A 19251-nucleotide genomic window follows, 5' to 3' on the forward strand; every position below is an offset into this window, starting at 1 on the left:
AGAACTACATGACTGCTATTACTATCAGCGATCAAGAGTATCGCGATTTTTGTCGGTTTTTAGAGTCTCAGTGCGGTATCGTGCTGGGCGACAGTAAACAATACCTAGTGAGAAGTCGTCTTAGTCCACTGGTCAATAAGTTTAAGCTCAGCTCATTGTCTGATCTGTTGCGCGATGTTGTGACGGGCAGAAATCGTGAATTGCGAGTCGCTGCGGTCGATGCAATGACCACGAACGAAACCTTGTGGTTTCGAGATTCATACCCTTTCACGGTATTGGCTGAACGTTTATTGCCTGAAGTTGCGAAAAGCAAAAGACCGATTAAAATCTGGTCTGCGGCGAGTTCTTCAGGTCAAGAGCCTTACTCGATGGCGATGACAGTCTTAGAGGTTCAGCAAAAGCGCCCAGGTATGCTTCCGAGTGTGGCGATCACGGCGACCGATATTTCCAGCAGCATGCTAGATATGTGTCGATTGGGTATTTACGATAATCTAGCACTCGGCAGAGGATTATCGCCAGAGCGTCGTCGAGCTTTCTTTGAAGAGAACGGTGATGGTCGAATGCGAGTCAAAGATAACGTAAAAAAATTGGTTAACTTTCGGCCTCAAAACTTAATGGAAAGTTACGCCCTTTTGAGCAAGTTCGATATTATTTTTTGTCGTAATGTACTGATCTACTTTGCACCGGATATGAAATCAAAAGTACTTAATCAGATGGCGAGTAGTTTAAATCCTGGCGGCTATTTATTGCTCGGAGCTTCAGAGTCATTGACTGGGCTGACGGATCGTTTTGATATGGTTCGCTGTAATCCCGGTATTATTTATAAGCTAAAATAAACACAACAGAGTGATCTTCGTAAACCCGGCGGTATGCCGGGTTTTGTTTATCATTAAGCTCAATATGGCTAAATTCTTGCTTTAACCTAAAGTCGTATCGTTGGCCTTTTCTTTTAGCAACATGTTCTATGATAGTAAGACAGACTAAAGTACCCCAGCGTGTAATGAACCACTAATTTCCTAAAGCATCTAAAACTTGGTACGTAATTTGCTTTTTAAATCAAATAACGGTCGGTTCTTAGCAAAGAGGCAAAACATGACTATTTCTTTTGATAAAGCACTCGGTATCCATCAACATACGGTTGGTGTTCGTGCACGCAATGCAGAAGTGATTGCGACCAATATTGCACAATCGAACACTCCGGGCTTTAAAGCAAAAGGAATGGACTTTGATCGAGCATTAAAGGCGGCAAGTTCAGGGGCAAGCATTAGTCTTAGCCGTACGGACGGTCGGCATATTCCTGCCTCAAAAACGGTGACAGGGGAAATGCTTTACCGCATTCCGACTCAACCGGATACCGGAGATGGCAATACGGTCGATGTTGATTTAGAGCGTAACCTCTTTATGGAAAATCAACTGCGCCACCAAGCTTCTCTAGAGTTCTTAGGCAGTAAGTTTAAGAACCTATCAAAAGCGATTAAAGGGGATTAATTAGATGAGCTTATTTAATGTATTCAATGTGACTGGTTCTGCAATGAGTGCTGAATCTGTTCGTCTAAATACGACATCCAGTAACTTAGCGAACGCAGACAGTGTTAGTAGTTCGGCGAAAGAAACGTATAAAGCCCGTCACGCGGTGTTCGGTGCAGAGTTAAATAAAGCCCGTTATCATCGTGACCCGAATGTTCCGGTAAAAGTGTTAGGGATTGTCGAAAGTAATAAACCGCTAAATGCGGAATACAATCCCGATCATCCTTTGGCCAACGATGAAGGCTTTATTTATAAGCCCAATGTTAATGTTATGGAAGAAATGGCCAATATGATTTCTGCTTCACGTTCTTATCAAACAAACGTTCAAGTGGCCGATGCAAGTAAACAGATGCTGCTGCGTACGCTGCAGATGGGTCAATAAGGGTAGGAGGTAGCAAATGGCTGGCATTAATAACCTTGGTCAAAGCGGCTTGTCCTATATCGACCAACTTAAAGCGCTGCAAGAGCAGAAAAAGCCCACGGAGACGACTGGGCAACAAGAGTTGAAACAAGAGGATTTTCTCTCGTTATTGACCAAACAGTTGGCACAACAAGATCCGTTTAAACCCGTTAGTAACGATCAAATGATTGCTCAAATGGCCTCTTTTGCCACCGTTGATGGCATTGGCAAAATGAACGGTCAATTTGAAAGTTTAAACTCGGCAATGACTTCTAATCAGGCGCTACAGGCTTCGTCGCTAGTAGGACGAGATGTTCTGGTTCCCGGTTCTGCTGGAATGAAGTCGGATGTTGGCGGTATGGCGGCAATGGTCAAATTGCCTCAAGCAGTACAAAACTTATTCATTCGCATTGAAAATGAAGCTGGCCAATTAGTACGTACTTTTGATGTTGGTGCAAAACCTGGCGGTGATAATCGTGTCGAATGGGATGGTAATGATGAAAATGGAAATCCATTGCCTGAAGGTCGATATAGAGTCAGAGCATCCGGTTTGCTCGGTGGTGAAAATGCCGAATTTGGCGTATCAACCTACGCGAATGTCAATAGTGTTCTACTTGGTAAAGGCGACGGTAATGTACTGCTCAATCTTGCTGGTTTTGAATCACCAGTGCGACTTGCTGAAGTACTAGGAGTTGGCAAAGCATAATTATGCTCGCCAAACAGGAGAATTTGTTATGTCATATATATCGTTAAGCGGTCTTTCTGCTGCTCAATTAGATTTGAATACCACCAGTAATAATATTGCCAACGCGAACACCTACGGCTTTAAAGAGTCGCGGGCGGAGTTTGGTGATGTGTATTCAACGTCGCTATTTACCAATTCAAAAACTACACCAGGGCAAGGTGTTCAGGCGAGTAAGGTTGCGCAACAATTTCATGAAGGGTCGAGTATTTATACTAATAACCCGATGGATTTGCGTATTGCCGGTACCGGATTTTTTGCAGTTGCTAAAGATCGCTTAATCCCTCAGCAAAATGAATTGACTCGTAACGGTGCATTTCACCTTGATAAGAATAACTATATGGTCACCTCAAACGATCAATATTTACTCGGTTATGAAGTAAATCCTGATAATGGAGAGGTTTTATCGTATGAGCCTAAGCCGATCAATATTCCGGCTCAGTTTGGTAAACCAAAGCAAACCGGCAATATTGAACTCTCGGCTAACTTACCTGCGAACGGTGATTTAAAAGATCCTGCGCTATTTGATATTACCGATCCTGATACTTATAACCGCACCACGTCGTCGACCATTTATGACTCAATGGGACAACCTTATAAGCTCACCACCTATTATTTAAAAGATCAAAATGAAAATAATAAGTGGAATACCTACTACACCGTTACCGATAAAACTGGTGAAAAACCACTCAATATCGCTGGCGGAGATGCGGTTTCTCCAAATGGTCATGTGGGCCATACGTTACGCTTTAATAATGACGGAACGTTAGCTAGCATCAATAACGGTAACCCGATTGTTTCTGCTGCATTTGGGGAGGGTGATAATCCAATTGATCTAAATGGAGCGGATGGTTCACAGACTTTAGCCTTTAACCTCAACGGGGCTACACAATTTGCTGCGCCATTTGAATTAACGAAGTTTGATCAAGATGGTGCGACCACGGGCTTTTTGACCAAAATCGATTTTGATGAGTACGGTAGTGTACTGGCCACCTATTCAAATGGACAAAATGTAACCTTAGGTCGAGTCGCGATGGTTCGAGTGGCTAATGAGCAAGGTTTGGATAAAAAAGGCGGCACGCAATGGGATTCTACTCAGCAATCTGGCGTTAAAATTTGGGGTGAATCAAGCAAAGGCTCATTTGGTACGATCAGTAATGGCGTGCTTGAGCAGTCAAACATTGATATGACCCAAGAGCTGGTGGATCTTATTTCTGCACAGCGTAACTTCCAGGCTAACTCGCGGGCTTTAGAAGTGCATACTGGATTACAACAAACGATTTTACAAATCCGTTAATTCTAGATTTATTCGATTCAACATGCCTAAGTTGCTTTGTCTACTTAGGCATGTACTTCTTTCTTCGTTTTTTCTCTTCGTTCGACCTTAACTCGTTCTTTAGGTAGAACGGCATGCCACATCGCATCCTCTGTCTTCTCTTGCCGTTAAATTGCCGCTTTTGATTGCGCCGTTGTCATTTTATCTTATTTAACTTACTGATTAATAGGTGTAAAAATAATGGCACGCCAATTGCTTGTTTATGATTAATTAATGATTGTGGAGAACGTCTGATGGATCGCGCACTGTTCCTTGCCATGAGTGGCGCTAAACAAAATATGCAGGCGATGCAGCTAAGAGCCAATAACCTTGCTAACGTCAGTACTACGGGCTTTCGAGCTGATTTAGAACAAGCGCGTTCAATGCAAGCGTATGGTGAAGGGCTACCTAGTCGCGTATTTAGCATGACAGAACGCCCAGGGCACCGCTTTGACCAAGGCAGCGTGATCACCACAGGACGAGAACTCGATATTACTATTCAAGGTGATGGCTGGATTTCAGTATTAGATAAAACTGGCAATGAAGGTTTAACGCGCAGCGGTAATCTACGCATTGATCAAAATGGCTTATTACTTAATGGTAATGGTCATTTAGTGTTAGGTGAGTTGGGTGCGCCGATTACTTTGCCAATCCCGTTGAATAAAGTAGAGATAGGTAATGACGGCACTATCTCGGTTCGTCCACAAGGCGCACCTGCCGATGCGATGGAAATCGTTGATCGTATTAAATTGGTCAAGCCTGATAATCGTTCTCTATTCAAAGATATTAATGGCTTATTTCGAGCCAAAGATCCTAATGCAGAATACGTAGCCGATGCCACAGTGAAAGTGTTGACTGGCGCTCTTGAGGGCAGCAACGTCAATGCAGTGGGAGAGATGACCAACCTGATTGATTTACAGCGTCAGTTTGAAATGCAAGTCAAAATGATGAGTACGGCAGAAGAGATGGACAAAGCGTCTGACTCTTTACTGCGTATGAGCTAAGTGAGAGGAATTTAGTATGCAACCTGCATTATGGATAAGTAAAACGGGTCTAGATGCCCAGCAGACCAATATTGCCACCATCTCAAATAACTTAGCTAACGCCTCAACGGTGGGTTTTAAAAAGAGTCGAGCGGTATTTGAGGATCTGTTTTACCAAAATATTAATCAGCCTGGTGGTCAGTCTTCACAAAATACGGAGTTACCGAGCGGGTTAATGTTAGGAGCCGGAGCGAAGGTGGTAGCAACTCAAAAAGTTCACACTAACGGTAACGTCCAGACCACTAACAATAGCTTAGATATGATGATTGAAGGCGATGGCTTTTTCCAGATTCTCATGCCGGATGGCAATATTGGCTATAGCCGTAACGGTCAATTTACTTTGAACGCGGAAGGCGCGATCGTGACTTCTGGAGCTGGTTATTTAGTACAACCAGAAATCGTCGTTCCTGAAGATGCTATCTCGATCACTGTGGGCAATGACGGTGAAGTTTCGGTGCGTTTACGTGGTCAGCAAGAGAACCAAGTCTTAGGACAGATCACCATCGTGGATTTCATTAACCCAGGCGGTTTAGAACCTGTTGGGCAAAACCTATATTTACCGACGGGGGCCAGTGGCGATCCACAAGAAGGCGTTCCTGGTTTGGATGGGCTTGGCAATATCCGTCAATCCATGTTGGAAAGCTCTAACGTCAATGTTACCGAAGAGTTGGTCAACATGATTGAAGCGCAGCGAGTCTATGAGATGAACTCTAAAGTGATCTCTTCTGTGGATCAAATGATGAGTTTTGTTAATCAACAACTCTAATCACTGACTAACTAAGAGACTATGATGATGAAACGTATACTCAGTTTAGCCTTTGTGGCATTACTTTCAGGATGCAGTTTATTACCCGCACCCCTTGAAACGGCAGATGTGGTGCAAGGCACAACGGTAGTCGATGCAGTTGAGGGTGATCGATCGTCTGACGGTAGCACAGGCTTACTTGATACATTACGTAACCGAAATGATCCGGTTGCTGGTGACCCTGCTTGGGCTCCTATTCATCCGAAAGCCAAACCTGAGCATTATGCTGCTGAGACCGGTTCATTGTTTAATCTCGCTCGAGCAGTGAGTTTATACAGTGATGCTAAGCCGCGAGGGATTGGCGACATTATTACTGTGACGTTGAATGAAAACACCAAGGCGACCAAAAGCGCGGATGCTAAATTAACTAAAAATAATGACGCATCGATGGATCCACTCAGTGTTGGCGGTCAGGAGCTTACCATTGGTGATTACAACTTCTCTTACGCTTTGAAAAATAACAATCAATTTTCGGGTAGTGCGCAAGCAAATCAAAATAATAACTTACAAGGTTCGATTACCGTTGAAGTCATTGATGTTTTATCTAACGGCAATTTAGTGGTTCGAGGCGAAAAGTGGTTAATGCTCAACACGGGTGATGAATACATTCGTTTAAGTGGCACCGTGCGTCCAGATGATATTGGTTACGACAATACGATAGCGTCTAACCGTATCTCTAATACTCGAATTCAATACTCCAGTACCGGATCGAATCAAGACATGCAAGAGCCTGGATTCTTGGCACGATTTTTTAATGTCTCTTTATAGTATGACAATATAAGTCGATTTTTTGACACGATAAAATGATCACACGGCAATGCGTATCCACATTGAGAGAAGGTTAACGATGATGAAAAAAATTTTATTGCTCTTAATGGTGTTCATGGCAAGCAGTGCTCATGCCACGCGAATTAAAGATGTTGCACAAGTAGCCGGTGTACGTAGTAACCAATTAGTCGGGTATGGTTTAGTGACGGGGTTACCCGGTACGGGGGAATCAAACCCATTTACTGATCAAAGTTTTCGCGCCATGCTGCAAAACTTTGGCATTCAACTCCCCCCAGGTACACGAACCAATACCAAAAACGTTGCCGCAGTCATGTTGACGGCTGAACTACCTCCGTTTACGAAGCAAGGACAGACGATTGATGTCACCGTATCGTCGATAGGCTCAGCGAGTAGTTTACGTGGTGGCACATTGACACAAACCTTCTTAAAAGGGCTGGATGGCCAAGTGTATGCTGTGGCTCAAGGCAATTTAGTGGTGAGTGGCTTTAGTGCGACTGGAGCGGATGGGTCAAGTTTGGTTGGCAACAACCCAACGGTTGGTATGATTTCTAATGGGGCGATAGTTGAGCGAGAAATTCCGACGCCTTTTGGTCGTGGTGATTTTATCACTTTTAATCTTTTCCAATCGGATTTTACGACCGCTCAACGAATGGCCGATACCGTTAATCAATTTTTAGGTCCTGATATGGCCTCAGCCATTGATGCAACTTCAGTACGTGTTCGTGCGCCACGAGAAGTCTCGCAAAGAGTGGCTTTTCTTTCTGCCGTAGAAAACCTTGAGTTTGAACCTGCGGATATGGCGGCCAAGATTATCGTCAATTCACGAACCGGAACGATTGTGATTGGTCAGCATGTACGTTTAAGACCAGCCGCTGTGACTCACGGCGGTATGACGGTGGCAATCAAAGAAAACTGGGGCGTTGATCAACCCAATCCTTTCGCGGGAGGAGAGACGGCGATCATTCCCGATACAGATATTGAAGTCGTTGAGCAGCAGGGAAAAATGTTTAAGTTAGAAACCGGAACGACTTTAGATGAATTGGTCAGGGCTGTGAATGAAGTCGGGGCTGCTCCGTCAGATTTAATGGCAATTTTACAAGCATTAAAACAAGCTGGTGCCATTCAAGGTCAGTTAATTATTATCTAAGGAGTTCGTGATGGTGAATAACCCCAATGATATCGGCTTTATTCATGATATCGCCAGCCTAGATAAATTACGTCAACAAGCACTCAATGGTGATTCCGGCGCTGAAAAAGAGGCACTGACTGCCGCGGCAAGACAGTTTGAGGCTATTTTTACCACCATGATGTTAAAGTCGATGCGCGATGCGAACTCAGCCTTTAAATCGGATTTATTCAGCAGTAATAACGAAGATTTTTATCGACAAATGCAAGACGAGCAAATGGTCAGTCAGTTAAGCGCCTCAGGTTCGTTAGGCTTAGCCGATATGATTGTTGCACAGCTGACGGCGGCAGATAATGTCGCACCTACCGATCAAGATAATGACCGTTTCCAAGAGGCGATGAATCGCGTTCAACAAGCGCGATCGGTGGCGGCCGAGCGGCCCAATAATAGCGTAGTGGCGGCATCTTCATCACCGGCTCATGAATACCGCTTTGATTCACCACAATCTTTTGTCACATCACTCAAACCTTACGCTGATAAAGCGGCACAAGCGTTAGGTATTGATGCTTCTTTACTGCTTGCTCAAGCCGCTTTAGAAACCGGTTGGGGACAAAAAATGGTCAGTAATGTCCGTGGAAGCAGTAATAATTTATTTAATATTAAAGCTGATAGAAGTTGGCAGGGGCAGCGTGTTGCCACTCAAACCTTAGAATATTACGATCAAACACCGGTTATGGAAAAAGCCGCTTTTCGCGCGTATCCAAGCTTCCAAGACAGTTTTGATGATTATTTGCGCTTTTTGGAAAATAATCCTCGCTACAGCACCGCCTTAGAGCATGGTGGAAGTAATGAAGCGTTTATTCATGGTATTCATCAAGCTGGCTATGCGACAGATCCTCATTATGCAGATAAAGTATTGCGAGTAAAAGCGCAGATCGATCAAATGGATAACAGCTAATGCTCATGGGGATTCACTCACTTTCTGCCTACCTGTAATTCCAAGTCGTTTGGGTATATTGGATTTTTTCTGACTTGGCGATCATTCACTTAGCGCAATAAACATCCTTTCATTTCGTACCTTATTGAATATAGAAATAGGCTTTGGCTGGTTGGCCTCGCAACCAGTTTCTTCTAGCGCTTCAGTTTTATCTTTTATATTTCCTCTAGTTAACTAATCTCATTCGTTGGCATAGTTATTGCTTTTATAAGTAGTAATGTGGTCAGTAGCGACTGGCGTTAATCGGTTTTTTGGGGGCAAGTATGGCGTCTGATCTTCTGAATCTTGGTGCGCAGAGCGTATTAACGGCTCAGAGACAACTCAATACCACGGGTCATAACATTGCGAATGTTAATACCGAGGGTTACAGCCGTCAGTCTGTGATCCAAGGGACCAATGCACCTCGCCAACTCGGTGGTCAAACCTATGGGATGGGCGTACATGTGGAAAATGTTCGCCGCTCTTGGGATCAGTTTGCCGTTAAAGAGCTGAATCTTGCCACAACCAACCACGCTTTTAATAGCGATACTGAAGAAAACTTAGATATGCTCTCTAAGTTACTCTCTTCTGTTGCTTCTAAGAAAATCCCCGAAAATCTTAACGAATGGTTTGATTCAGTAAAAAGTTTAGCCGACACCCCCAATGATGTCGGGGTGCGCAAAGTTGTGCTCGAAAAAGCGAATCTTGTTACTCAAAATTTGAATGATTTTCATGAAACCGTGCGACGTCAGTTTGATATCACTAATAAAGGACTCGACGTTGGTATAGAGCGAATCAACCAGTTAGCGTTAGAAATACGTGATTTACAGCGCCTAATGATGCGTGTGCCTGGTCCACATAATGATTTGATGGATGAGCATGAAAAATTAGTCGCTGAACTTTCCCAATATACCAAAGTAACGGTAACACCCCGTACCAGTGCTGAAGGTTTTAATATTCATATTGGTAGCGGACATACCCTTGTCTCGGGAACGGAAGCGAGTCAATTAAAAATGATTGACGGTTATCCAGATGTCAAACAGCGTCGTTTGGCAGTCGTTGAAGGAAATACATTAAAGTCTATTTCTGAAAAAGAGATCGGCGGAAAGATGGCTGCGCTATTTGAAATGCGTGATCAACATATTCCTGGATTACTGGATGAAATCGGTCGTTTATCAATTTCTTTTGCTCATCAGGTCAACGAGTTACAAAGCCAAGGTTTAGATCTGCGTGGTAATGTTGGTGGGCTGCTTTTTTCCGATGTTAACTCTGAAGTCAATGCTCGTTCACGTATTGCCACAGCCAGTGATTCGAATGCTGATATTCGAGTGTACATCGATGATCTTAGTCAGTTAAAAGGTGGCGAGTTTGCTCTGTCTTATACAGGCAGTCATTATGTGGCGACGTTACCAGATGGCAAGCAACAGATCCTCGCACTTAATCAAGGTAATCTTTATTTAGATGGCTTGCGTATTCAGGTCAATACTCCACCAGAAATTGGTGAGCGAGTCATCGTTCGCCCAACCCGTGATGGCGCCGCTCAGATTCAGATGGCAACCAATGATCCGACAAAGATTGCCGCCCAAAGCTATCAAGCCTCGACTTCTTTTGCTCAAGGGCGTGCCCAATTTCAAATTGACCAAGTTGGTGATATCAAAGAGTTTGAAGCTTATCTTGTCCCTAATACAGGTGCTGGCGATCATGAGATGCAAATTCGTGTGGTGGACAAAAATGGCCAGTTGCTCGCAACGCAACCTTATTTATTTAATGACGACCAATCAAAGTTACCGATAGTTATCCCTGCTCAACAAACGAGTGGTCAACCGACCGTCTTTACCCTGACTCGAGGGGCGATTGAGAATGATAAATTTACCGCCAATTTAAATCCGGCGGAAGGTGATAACGGTAATTTACGCAAGATGATTCATCTGCAAACGACCAAAAAAATGAATGACAATGAGTCAACCATTATCGGTTTGTATCATAACTTGAATACCGATTTCGGTTTAAAACTCTCGACTTCGACTCGCTTAGCCGATGTGGCTCGTTTAGAAAAAGAGGCGGCGGAATCGCGTATTGGTTCAGTGTCTGGGGTTAACTTGGATGAAGAAGCAGCCAATATGATGAAGTTTCAGCATGCTTATATGGCCTCATCGCGCATCATGCAGGCTGCAAATGACACGTTTAATACCATTTTGCAGCTCAGGTAGGGGGACAAGTAAATGTTAAATCGAATTTCTAGCTTCCATAACTATCAGTCGGTGCAAAACGATTTACGTCGCCAAGAAAATAAAGTTCATCACAACCAAGCGCAATTAGCTTCGGGAAAAAAGCTTTTGTCTGCCGGAGATAACCCACTCGCGACGCATTACATTCAAAATGTAACACAACAAGAAGAGCAGTTGCGCCAATACTTAGATGCCATTGTACTGGTTCGTAATCGTCTTGAGCACCAAGAAGTGATCATTTCTAATGCCGAAGAGTTTACCGATAAAGCCAAGCGTATGGTCATGGAAATGATCAACGGTTCATTATCTCCCGAAGATCGTGAAACTCAGGCGCGGCAAATTCAAGAAATTGCTAATAACTTTTTGAATCTTGCCAATGTACAAGACGAAACGGGTAATTTTATTTTTGCGGGAACTCGGCCGAAGAACCAACCTTTTTTTCGAGATAATCAAGGTAACGTGACCTATTACGGTGATGATTATCAGCGAAAAATGCGCATCTCCAATAATTTAGAAATGCCCTTCAATACCCCAGGCAACCAAATGTTTATGGATATTAATAATCCATTTGGTGATTTTGAACCTGAGTATGCATTACAAGAAGGATCGGAATTATTGCTTGAGCGGGCAACGAACAGTGATGACGGTGATAATGCCAGCTATACGGTAACGTTTGTGGATATGCTCAATGGCGGCTTTGCTTATCAGTTAGAGCGCGATGGTGAGGTTGTCGAGGTTAATGACTTTGATCCAAGAACAGGGGTTCAATATCAAGGTCTCACTATTAATATCAAAGGCAGTATCACAGCCGGAGACAGTATCACTCTGAATCCACGTAAAACATTTACAGTATTTGATAGTTTTAAAAAAGCCATTGAGTACTCGAAAGGTTCTGTTTCCGATGCTTCAACCACTGGCAAGCTTCATCAAATCACCGAAGAATTACACACTGCCTTTATTCATTTAAACCAAGTTCGTTCGGATGTCGGTGCTCGATTGAGCACCTTAGATCTACAAGAAGATCAGCATGAAGATTTTAAAATCAGTCTGGCTCGCTCTAAGAGTCAGTTTGAAGATCTCGATTACTCGCAAGCAGTGATTGAATTTAATGAAAACTCGAGAGCGCTGCAAGCCTCTCAATTGGCGTTTGGCAAAGCGAAAGATTTAACCCTATTTAATTACCTTTAGAGGTTAGTGAGAATCGCTTGCTCAGCATCATTAAGTCGTTGTTTGAGTTCGGGACAAGAACTTGTTTCTCTCGAACAACGCTTAACCTCGAAAGGTTAATAAATCCTATCTTTGTGCCTTATGTGCTATGCCATCAGTGCGAAAAGAGAGGTGTTTTTTTGCTTTAAATCTCATCTTGTCTTCGGTCGGCTTTCCTTTGCCAGTCGACAGCAGGCGGAGCGGCAAAAAAGCGGCAACGGTATATTACCAGTGCTGAACGAAAGAGAGTTTTGTAAATAATTGAAATTAACTTATTGATTATAAAGGTTTAAAATTTTCATTGAGTTCGTTTGAAAAGTTGGCATGTTTATTGGATTAATTTAAACAGAGTGAATACCACCCGATCTTAAATATACCTTAGGGTGTATTTGGCAAGTGATTTACGGTCAGTGCTTCCAAGAGAGTAAAGCTGACCGCTTCGCAAAAGACTTGCGGACTCGATAGGAGAGCAAAATATGACCATTAATGTAAATACCAACGTGTCGGCAATGACCGCTCAGCGTTACTTGACCAAGTCGTCCAACGATTTAAATACCTCGATGGAGCGTCTTTCTTCTGGTAACCGTATTAACAGTGCCAAAGATGATGCGGCAGGTTTGCAAATTTCAAACCGATTGATCGCTCAGTCTCGTGGTCTTGATGTGGCAATGCGTAATGCTAACGATGGTATTTCGATTGCTCAGACCGCTGAAGGAGCAATGAATGAGTCAACCAGCATTCTGCAACGTATGCGTGATTTGGCCCTACAATCAGCCAACGGAACCAACTCAGATGCCGAGCGTCAAGCACTCAACGAAGAGTCGGTTGCTCTGCAAGATGAGTTAAACCGAATTGCAGAAACGACCTCTTTTGGTGGTCGTCGATTGCTCAACGGGTCATTTGGTGAAGCATCATTCCAAATTGGTTCTAGTTCCGGTGAAGCGATCATCATGGGCTTAACCAGTATCCGTGCCGATGACTATCGGATGGGCGGCCAATCTTTTATTGCTACTGAAGGCAAAAACAAAGATTGGGGTGTCGATCCGACGGCAAACGATTTGAAATTAGAGTTCACCAAAAAAGATGGCCAAGAAGTGACATTAGATATCTTAGCCAAAACCGGTGACGATATTGAAGAGCTCGCAACTTACATCAATGGTCAGACTGACTTGCTCAAAGCCTCAGTCGACGAAGATGGTAAGCTACAGATTTTTGTTGCTGAACCACACATTGAAGGTGATTTAACCATCTCTGGAGGCTTAGCGACTGAACTTGGTTTAGCCGGTGGTCCTGGAGAGAAAACGACCGTGCAAAATATTGATATGCGCACTGTTGGTGGCTCGCAAAACGCAGTCGGTATCTTAGATGCAGCGCTTAAATACATTGACTCACAACGCGCGGATTTAGGTGCTAAACAGAACCGACTCAACCACAGTATTAATAACTTGGCCAACATCCAAGAGAACGTCGAAGCCTCGAAGAGCCGGATTAAAGATACCGACTTTGCGAAAGAGACGACTCAGTTGACTAAGTCACAAATATTGCAGCAAGCAGGAACGTCAATTCTTGCTCAAGCAAAACAGTTGCCAAACTCTGCAATATCATTATTGCAGTAGTCCTGGGAGGCGGCATTAATAAGCTCAGACGTGAGTATGTAATCCGCAACCTTGGCAAGGTATGGTTGTTAGAACAGTATAAGCTCTCTCAGATACGCCTGTTTATACTAGGAAAATAACCATACATTATGGTTAGCCATAATGTGTTCATTTCTCTTGATCTCCACATTGGCAATGGCTGCCAACCATAGCCCCGGTTCTCTCAAAGGAAAAGGGGCTTTTCTTTTTTCTGCCAATCCATTTCTCATCCCCCCCGGCCATTACCGCTAAATCTTGAGCGATTTATGTCTTTTTCGGTTGGTTTTGCGTCTTATGCCTCAGTTTCTTCTTTCTAAGTCGCTTAATTCACCTTGCTCAATAAATCCCCTAAAGGAATCGTCGTTTGAGTCGCTATTAAAGATACTTTGAGAGAACTACGTGGTTATCCGAGACGTCGGAAACCGTTCGGCAAGTTCCGCTACGTCTAATATTAATAGGAGACCAATTATGGCGGTAAATGTAAACACTAACGTGTCAGCGATGACGGCACAGAGGTACCTGAACAGTGCAACCAGTGCACAGCAAACGTCAATGGAACGTTTGTCTTCAGGTTTTAAAATTAATAGTGCGAAAGATGATGCTGCAGGTTTGCAGATCTCAAACCGTTTGAATGTGCAAAGTCGTGGTTTAGACGTTGCTGTTCGTAACGCGAATGATGGTATTTCCATGGCACAAACCGCTGAAGGCGCCATGAATGAGACCACCAACATTTTGCAACGGATGCGGGATCTTTCTTTACAATCTGCGAATGGTTCAAACTCAAAATCTGAGCGTGTCGCTATCCAAGAAGAAGTCACGGCACTTAATGATGAATTGAATCGTATTGCAGAGACCACCTCATTTGCGGGTAATCGTCTATTGAACGGTACTTTCCAAACGAAGTCGTTCCAGATTGGATCTCAGAGCGGTGAAGCTGTGATGCTGACCATGAAAGACATGCGTAGTGATAACGCGATGATGGGAGGAACCAGTTACGTTGCGGCTACTGAGGCAGATAAAGATTGGACGGTTAGTGATGGTAGTAACGATTTAACCTTAACCTTGACCGATATTAATGGTGATGAGCAAATTGTTAATATTACCGCCAAAGTTGGTGATGATATTGAAGAAGTTGCCACCTACATTAATGGTCAAACAGACTTAGTGCAAGCATCGGTTAATGAGAAGGGGCAGTTACAGGTCTTTACCGGAAATAATGATGTCACTGGCGCAGTCGCTTTTAGTGGCGCATTAGCTACCGAGCTAGACATGCAAGCGGGACAGGCGATTACGATCGATACGATTGATGTCACGACCGTTGGCGGAGCGCAAAAATCAGTGTCTGTTGTCGATGCTGCGCTTAAGTATGTTGATAGCCATCGTGCAGAGCTAGGTGCGTTCCAGAATCGATTTGGCCATGCCATTAATAACTTGGATAACATTAATGAAAATGTTAATGCGTCTAAGAGCCGGATCAAGGATACCGACTTTGCTAAAGAAACCACGGCATTGACTAAATCACAGATTTTAAGTCAAGCGTCGAGCTCAGTCTTAGCTCAAGCGAAACAAGCACCAACAGCGGCACTCGCGCTATTAGGGTAATTAAGATTTAAGTGATAATAAAAAACCCAGCCTAAGCTGGGTTTTTTTATAAATGGTGCGGAAGGAGAGACTTGAACTCTCACACCTTGCGGCGCCAGAACCTAAATCTGGTGCGTCTACCAATTTCGCCACTTCCGCACAAATTTTGTAGATAATCTGATTGACTCAAATCATCGTTGTAATTGGCAGGTCTACCTGGATTCGAACCAGGGAATGGCGGCATCAAAAGCCGCTGCCTTACCGCTTGGCGATAGACCTGAAATGCTGTTAATTTAATAACAGGCTTATCGATAAAGCAACTGTTCAACAGTAACTAACGATAAATGGTGGCTACGACGGGATTCGAACCTGTGACCCCATCATTATGAGTGATGTGCTCTAACCAGCTGAGCTACGTAGCCACGACTAATCAATGGTGCGGAAGGAGAGACTTGAACTCTCACACCTTGCGGCGCCAGAACCTAAATCTGGTGCGTCTACCAATTTCGCCACTTCCGCACAAATTTTGTAGATAATTTGATTAACTCAAATCATCGTTGTAATTGGCAGGTCTACCTGGATTCGAACCAGGGAATGGCGGCATCAAAAGCCGCTGCCTTACCGCTTGGCGATAGACCTGTTGTTGATAGCAGGCTATGCTAACTCAATAAATGGTGCGGAAGGAGAGACTTGAACTCTCACACCTTGCGGCGCCAGAACCTAAATCTGGTGCGTCTACCAATTTCGCCACTTCCGCACAAATTTTGCAGATAATCTGATTGACTCAAATCATCGTTGTAATTGGCAGGTCTACCTGGATTCGAACCAGGGAATGGCGGCATCAAAAGCCGCTGCCTTACCGCTTGGCGATAGACCTGTAATACTGAACTTGGTGCGGAGGGAGGGACTTGAACCCTCACGTCCTAACGGACACTAGCACCTGAAGCTAGCGCGTCTACCAATTTCGCCACCACCGCAAATTCAGTCAATGCTGATACAGTATTGATGGAACTAAATAGTTGGCAGGTCTACCTGGATTCGAACCAGGGAATGGCGGCATCAAAAGCCGCTGCCTTACCGCTTGGCGATAGACCTACATCGGTTAACAGCTATCTACTGCTGACCTCTAATATGGTGCGGAAAGAGAGACTTGAACTCTCACACCTTGCGGCGCCAGAACCTAAATCTGGTGCGTCTACCAATTTCGCCATTTCCGCAAAACTTTACTTTTATAACGAGATAATGGTGCGGAAGGAGAGACTTGAACTCTCACACCTTGCGGCGCCAGAACCTAAATCTGGTGCGTCTACCAATTTCGCCACTTCCGCATCTCGTTATTGTACCTTATCTCAACAGAAGAGGTAAAATAAGTGGTGGCTACGACGGGATTCGAACCTGTGACCCCATCATTATGAGTGATGTGCTCTAACCAACTGAGCTACGTAGCCATCTTTTTAGAGCGAGAAACTATAATCTATTCTCGCCATCAGTTCCAATAGTTTTTACGTATTGAAACCTAAAGAAATAATGGCAGGTCTACCTGGATTCGAACCAGGGAATGGCGGCATCAAAAGCCGCTGCCTTACCGCTTGGCGATAGACCTACGGTGATAAGTAGCCCTTAGGCAGCCTATCGATAAATGGTGCGGAAAGAGAGACTTGAACTCTCACACCTTGCGGCGCCAGAACCTAAATCTGGTGCGTCTACCAATTTCGCCATTTCCGCATTATTTCCTAACTATTCTACTCAAAGAACACTTAGGAAATGGTGGCTACGACGGGATTCGAACCTGTGACCCCATCATTATGAGTGATGTGCTCTAACCAGCTGAGCTACGTAGCCAATTGCTAAACTGCTTATCACTCACAGCCAGCGTTACGCTCGGAGTTTCGAAGTTGCCTTCTCGCTGCGAACGGTGCGCATTATGCGGATATGGCTGTAGAGCGTCAATAGTTTTTTTGAATAAATTCCTGAAAACCAACTGTTCGAGTTTTTTTTAAACAAAGCTGGCTGTTTCTGATCAAAATCTATCCCAAACCGAGAGATTTTCTCATTGTACGCCAAGCAGATGATCATGGTTTATTAGCGATGAATGTAAAAGTAAACCATGAACATTCGATTCAAAAAAAGCCAACATAGTGTTGGCTTTTTCGATAGTGATTAGGTTTTATACGTTAAAGCGGAAATGAATGACATCACCATCTTTGACAATATAATCTTTGCCTTCTAGACGCCATTTACCCGCTTCCTTGGCACCACTTTCGCCTTGGTACTGGATGAAGTCATTGTAACCGATCACTTCGGCACGGATAAATCCACGTTCAAAATCGGTGTGGATTTTTCCTGCTGCTTGAGGAGCTGTCGCGCCTACCGGAACGGTCCAAGCACGGACCTCTTTAACCCCTGCGGTAAAGTAAGTTTGCAAATCAAGCAGTTCATACCCTGAACGAATCACTCGGTTTAAGCCTGGTTCTTCAATACCCAGATCAGCAAGAAACTCAGCACGCTCTTCTTCTTCTAATTCAGAAAGTTCGGCTTCAATAGCAGCACATACGGCCACGACAGAGGCATTTTCTTGGGCGGCATGAGCACGGACCGCGTCTAAATAGGGGTTATTTTCAAAGCCATCTTCATTCACATTAGCAATGTACATGGTTGGCTTAAGGGTCAGGAAATTAAGGTATCCAACCGCAGCAAGTTCTTCTTTGCTTAAGGGGACAGAGCGTGCAGAGCCACCTTCAGTCAGTACGGGCAATAGTTTTTCTAAGACACCAAGCTCAAATTTAGCGTCTTTATCGCCACCTTTGGCACGTTTCGTTTGACGTTGAATCGCGCGTTCGCAGCTATCTAAGTCAGCGAGAGCCAACTCAAGATTGATCACTTCGATGTCTTCAATTGGTGATACTTTTCCTGCGACGTGAACAATATTTTCGTTCTCAAAGCAGCGGACAACGTGACCAATCGCATCGGTTTCGCGGATGTTGGCTAAAAATTTATTACCTAAACCTTCACCTTTTGATGCCCCAGCCACTAAGCCTGCGATATCAACAAACTCCATTGTGGTTGGTAGTATGCGTTGTGGATTAACAATTTTTGCCAATGCGTCGAGACGCAAATCAGGCACTGGTACCACACCAGTGTTTGGTTCAATAGTACAAAACGGGAAGTTAGCCGCTTCGATACCTGCGTTAGTCAGTGCATTAAAAAGGGTTGATTTACCTACGTTAGGTAAACCCACAATGCCACATTTAAAACCCATGTTTGGTAACCTTATTCAGCTTTGAACGTATGTAAGCGGTTTTGCGCTTTAGTTAGGCCATCTTTCAGTAAAATATCGAGACAGCGAACAGATTCATCTACTGCTGCTAGTATGCACTCGTGCTCTTTGTTAGGAGCTTTACTTAACACATAGCCTGCAACTTTGTCTTTGTGTCCTGGATGGCCAATGCCAATACGAAGACGATAGAATTCTTTATTGTTGCCTAATTTACTGATGGTGTCTTTTAACCCATTATGACCACCATGCCCGCCACCTTGTTTAAATTTAGCCACGCCGGGAGGAAGATCCAGTTCGTCATGAGCGATCATGATCTCTTCCGGTTTGATTTGATAAAACTTAGCAAGGGCTGCGACGGCTTTACCAGATAAATTCATATAAGTCGTTGGGATCAGTAAACGCAGATCTTGACCATTAACCAATATACGACCGGTTAATCCGAAAAACTTCACTTCACTTTTCAGTGTCGTATTGTGCACTCGGGCCAGTTCTTCGATGACCCATGCTCCTGCATTATGTCGAGTATTGACGTATTCAGGGCCCGGGTTGGCCAGACCGACAAGTAATTTAATTGGTTGACTCAAGGCTAGGATCCCTTCGGA

16 protein-coding genes and 15 tRNA genes are annotated in these 19251 nt (G+C 44.0%); 14 read left to right on the top strand and 17 right to left on the bottom strand.

The window, feature by feature from the left end; genetic code table 11:
• The first annotated feature begins 8 nt into the window (after window positions 1-8).
• The 14 genes from VIB_RS03910 (at window position 9) to VIB_RS03975 (ending at window position 15393) form a co-directional block, all read left to right on the top strand.
• A complete protein-coding gene (locus VIB_RS03910) occupies window positions 9-836 on the top strand; it encodes a protein-glutamate O-methyltransferase (RefSeq protein WP_004394707.1) in 828 nt (275 codons plus the stop codon).
• 256 nt (window positions 837-1092) lie between these two features.
• Entirely contained in the window at window positions 1093-1488 is a 396-nt protein-coding gene (flgB, locus tag VIB_RS03915) for a flagellar basal body rod protein FlgB (protein ID WP_004394708.1), read from the top strand.
• A 4-nt stretch (window positions 1489-1492) separates the two neighbouring features.
• The gene (gene flgC, locus VIB_RS03920; RefSeq protein ID WP_004394709.1) at window positions 1493-1909 is read left to right on the top strand and encodes a flagellar basal body rod protein FlgC; all 417 of its coding nucleotides are present in this window, start codon (window positions 1493-1495) and stop codon (window positions 1907-1909) included.
• 16 nt (window positions 1910-1925) lie between these two features.
• Window positions 1926-2633: a flagellar hook assembly protein FlgD gene (locus tag VIB_RS03925; RefSeq protein ID WP_004394710.1), complete on the top strand. Its 708-nt coding sequence runs from the start codon at window positions 1926-1928 to the stop codon at window positions 2631-2633.
• 28 nt (window positions 2634-2661) lie between these two features.
• Entirely contained in the window at window positions 2662-3966 is a 1305-nt protein-coding gene (gene flgE, locus VIB_RS03930; protein WP_040904107.1) for a flagellar hook protein FlgE, read from the top strand.
• Window positions 3967-4238: 272 nt separating this feature from the next.
• Window positions 4239-4988: a flagellar basal-body rod protein FlgF gene (flgF, locus tag VIB_RS03935; protein ID WP_004394712.1), complete on the top strand. Its 750-nt coding sequence runs from the start codon at window positions 4239-4241 to the stop codon at window positions 4986-4988.
• Window positions 4989-5004: 16 nt separating this feature from the next.
• Window positions 5005-5793 (top strand): flagellar basal-body rod protein FlgG, encoded by a 789-nt coding sequence (gene flgG, locus VIB_RS03940; protein ID WP_040904110.1) that lies wholly within the window; start codon window positions 5005-5007, stop codon window positions 5791-5793.
• Window positions 5794-5820: 27 nt separating this feature from the next.
• Complete coding sequence (flgH, locus tag VIB_RS03945) at window positions 5821-6600, top strand: flagellar basal body L-ring protein FlgH (protein ID WP_040904730.1); 780 nt, start codon at window positions 5821-5823, stop codon at window positions 6598-6600.
• A gap of 82 nt (window positions 6601-6682) precedes the next feature.
• Window positions 6683-7768, top strand: a complete 1086-nt coding sequence (locus VIB_RS03950) for a flagellar basal body P-ring protein FlgI (RefSeq protein WP_040904112.1) — start codon at window positions 6683-6685, stop codon at window positions 7766-7768.
• A 10-nt stretch (window positions 7769-7778) separates the two neighbouring features.
• Window positions 7779-8705, top strand: coding sequence for a flagellar assembly peptidoglycan hydrolase FlgJ (flgJ, locus tag VIB_RS03955; protein ID WP_004394716.1), 927 nt, complete (start codon window positions 7779-7781; stop codon window positions 8703-8705).
• Window positions 8706-9007: 302 nt separating this feature from the next.
• Window positions 9008-10933 carry a flagellar hook-associated protein FlgK gene (gene flgK, locus VIB_RS03960; protein WP_004394717.1) on the top strand — a complete coding sequence of 642 codons (1926 nt, stop codon included), beginning with the start codon at window positions 9008-9010 and terminating at the stop codon, window positions 10931-10933.
• A gap of 12 nt (window positions 10934-10945) precedes the next feature.
• Window positions 10946-12139, top strand: a complete 1194-nt coding sequence (gene flgL, locus VIB_RS03965; RefSeq protein ID WP_004394718.1) for a flagellar hook-associated protein FlgL — start codon at window positions 10946-10948, stop codon at window positions 12137-12139.
• Between the two features lie 494 nt (window positions 12140-12633).
• A complete protein-coding gene (locus VIB_RS03970; RefSeq protein ID WP_040904115.1) occupies window positions 12634-13773 on the top strand; it encodes a flagellin in 1140 nt (379 codons plus the stop codon).
• A gap of 486 nt (window positions 13774-14259) precedes the next feature.
• On the top strand, window positions 14260-15393 hold the full coding sequence (locus VIB_RS03975; RefSeq protein ID WP_004394720.1) for a flagellin: 1134 nt from the start codon (window positions 14260-14262) through the stop codon (window positions 15391-15393).
• A 53-nt stretch (window positions 15394-15446) separates the two neighbouring features.
• On the opposite strand, the gene VIB_RS03980 is transcribed toward VIB_RS03975, so the two are convergent.
• The 17 genes from VIB_RS03980 to pth all read right to left on the bottom strand — a co-directional run bounded on the left by VIB_RS03980 (window position 15447) and on the right by pth (window position 19233).
• Window positions 15447-15531, bottom strand: a tRNA-Leu gene (locus tag VIB_RS03980).
• Window positions 15532-15576: 45 nt separating this feature from the next.
• A tRNA-Gln gene (locus tag VIB_RS03985) sits at window positions 15577-15651 on the bottom strand.
• A gap of 66 nt (window positions 15652-15717) precedes the next feature.
• Window positions 15718-15794, bottom strand: a tRNA-Met gene (locus VIB_RS03990).
• Window positions 15795-15806: 12 nt separating this feature from the next.
• Window positions 15807-15891 (bottom strand) — tRNA-Leu (locus VIB_RS03995).
• A 45-nt stretch (window positions 15892-15936) separates the two neighbouring features.
• Window positions 15937-16011 (bottom strand) — tRNA-Gln (locus VIB_RS04000).
• Between the two features lie 33 nt (window positions 16012-16044).
• Window positions 16045-16129, bottom strand: a tRNA-Leu gene (locus tag VIB_RS04005).
• A gap of 45 nt (window positions 16130-16174) precedes the next feature.
• Window positions 16175-16249 (bottom strand) — tRNA-Gln (locus VIB_RS04010).
• A 13-nt stretch (window positions 16250-16262) separates the two neighbouring features.
• Window positions 16263-16349 (bottom strand) — tRNA-Leu (locus VIB_RS04015).
• A 43-nt stretch (window positions 16350-16392) separates the two neighbouring features.
• Window positions 16393-16467 (bottom strand) — tRNA-Gln (locus tag VIB_RS04020).
• Between the two features lie 37 nt (window positions 16468-16504).
• A tRNA-Leu gene (locus tag VIB_RS04025) sits at window positions 16505-16589 on the bottom strand.
• A 26-nt stretch (window positions 16590-16615) separates the two neighbouring features.
• Window positions 16616-16700, bottom strand: a tRNA-Leu gene (locus VIB_RS04030).
• Between the two features lie 43 nt (window positions 16701-16743).
• Window positions 16744-16820, bottom strand: a tRNA-Met gene (locus tag VIB_RS04035).
• An 80-nt stretch (window positions 16821-16900) separates the two neighbouring features.
• Window positions 16901-16975: transfer RNA gene (locus tag VIB_RS04040), tRNA-Gln, on the bottom strand.
• A 37-nt stretch (window positions 16976-17012) separates the two neighbouring features.
• Window positions 17013-17097 (bottom strand) — tRNA-Leu (locus tag VIB_RS04045).
• 40 nt (window positions 17098-17137) lie between these two features.
• Window positions 17138-17214: transfer RNA gene (locus VIB_RS04050), tRNA-Met, on the bottom strand.
• Between the two features lie 325 nt (window positions 17215-17539).
• Complete coding sequence (gene ychF / locus VIB_RS04055) at window positions 17540-18631, bottom strand: redox-regulated ATPase YchF (RefSeq protein ID WP_004394721.1); 1092 nt, start codon at window positions 18629-18631, stop codon at window positions 17540-17542.
• Between the two features lie 11 nt (window positions 18632-18642).
• Window positions 18643-19233, bottom strand: coding sequence for an aminoacyl-tRNA hydrolase (gene pth / locus VIB_RS04060; protein ID WP_040904732.1), 591 nt, complete (start codon window positions 19231-19233; stop codon window positions 18643-18645).
• Window positions 19234-19251: the final 18 nt, after the last annotated feature.

Source organism: Vibrio metschnikovii CIP 69.14 (assembly GCF_000176155.1).
Taxonomy (GTDB): Bacteria; Pseudomonadota; Gammaproteobacteria; order Enterobacterales; family Vibrionaceae; genus Vibrio; species Vibrio metschnikovii.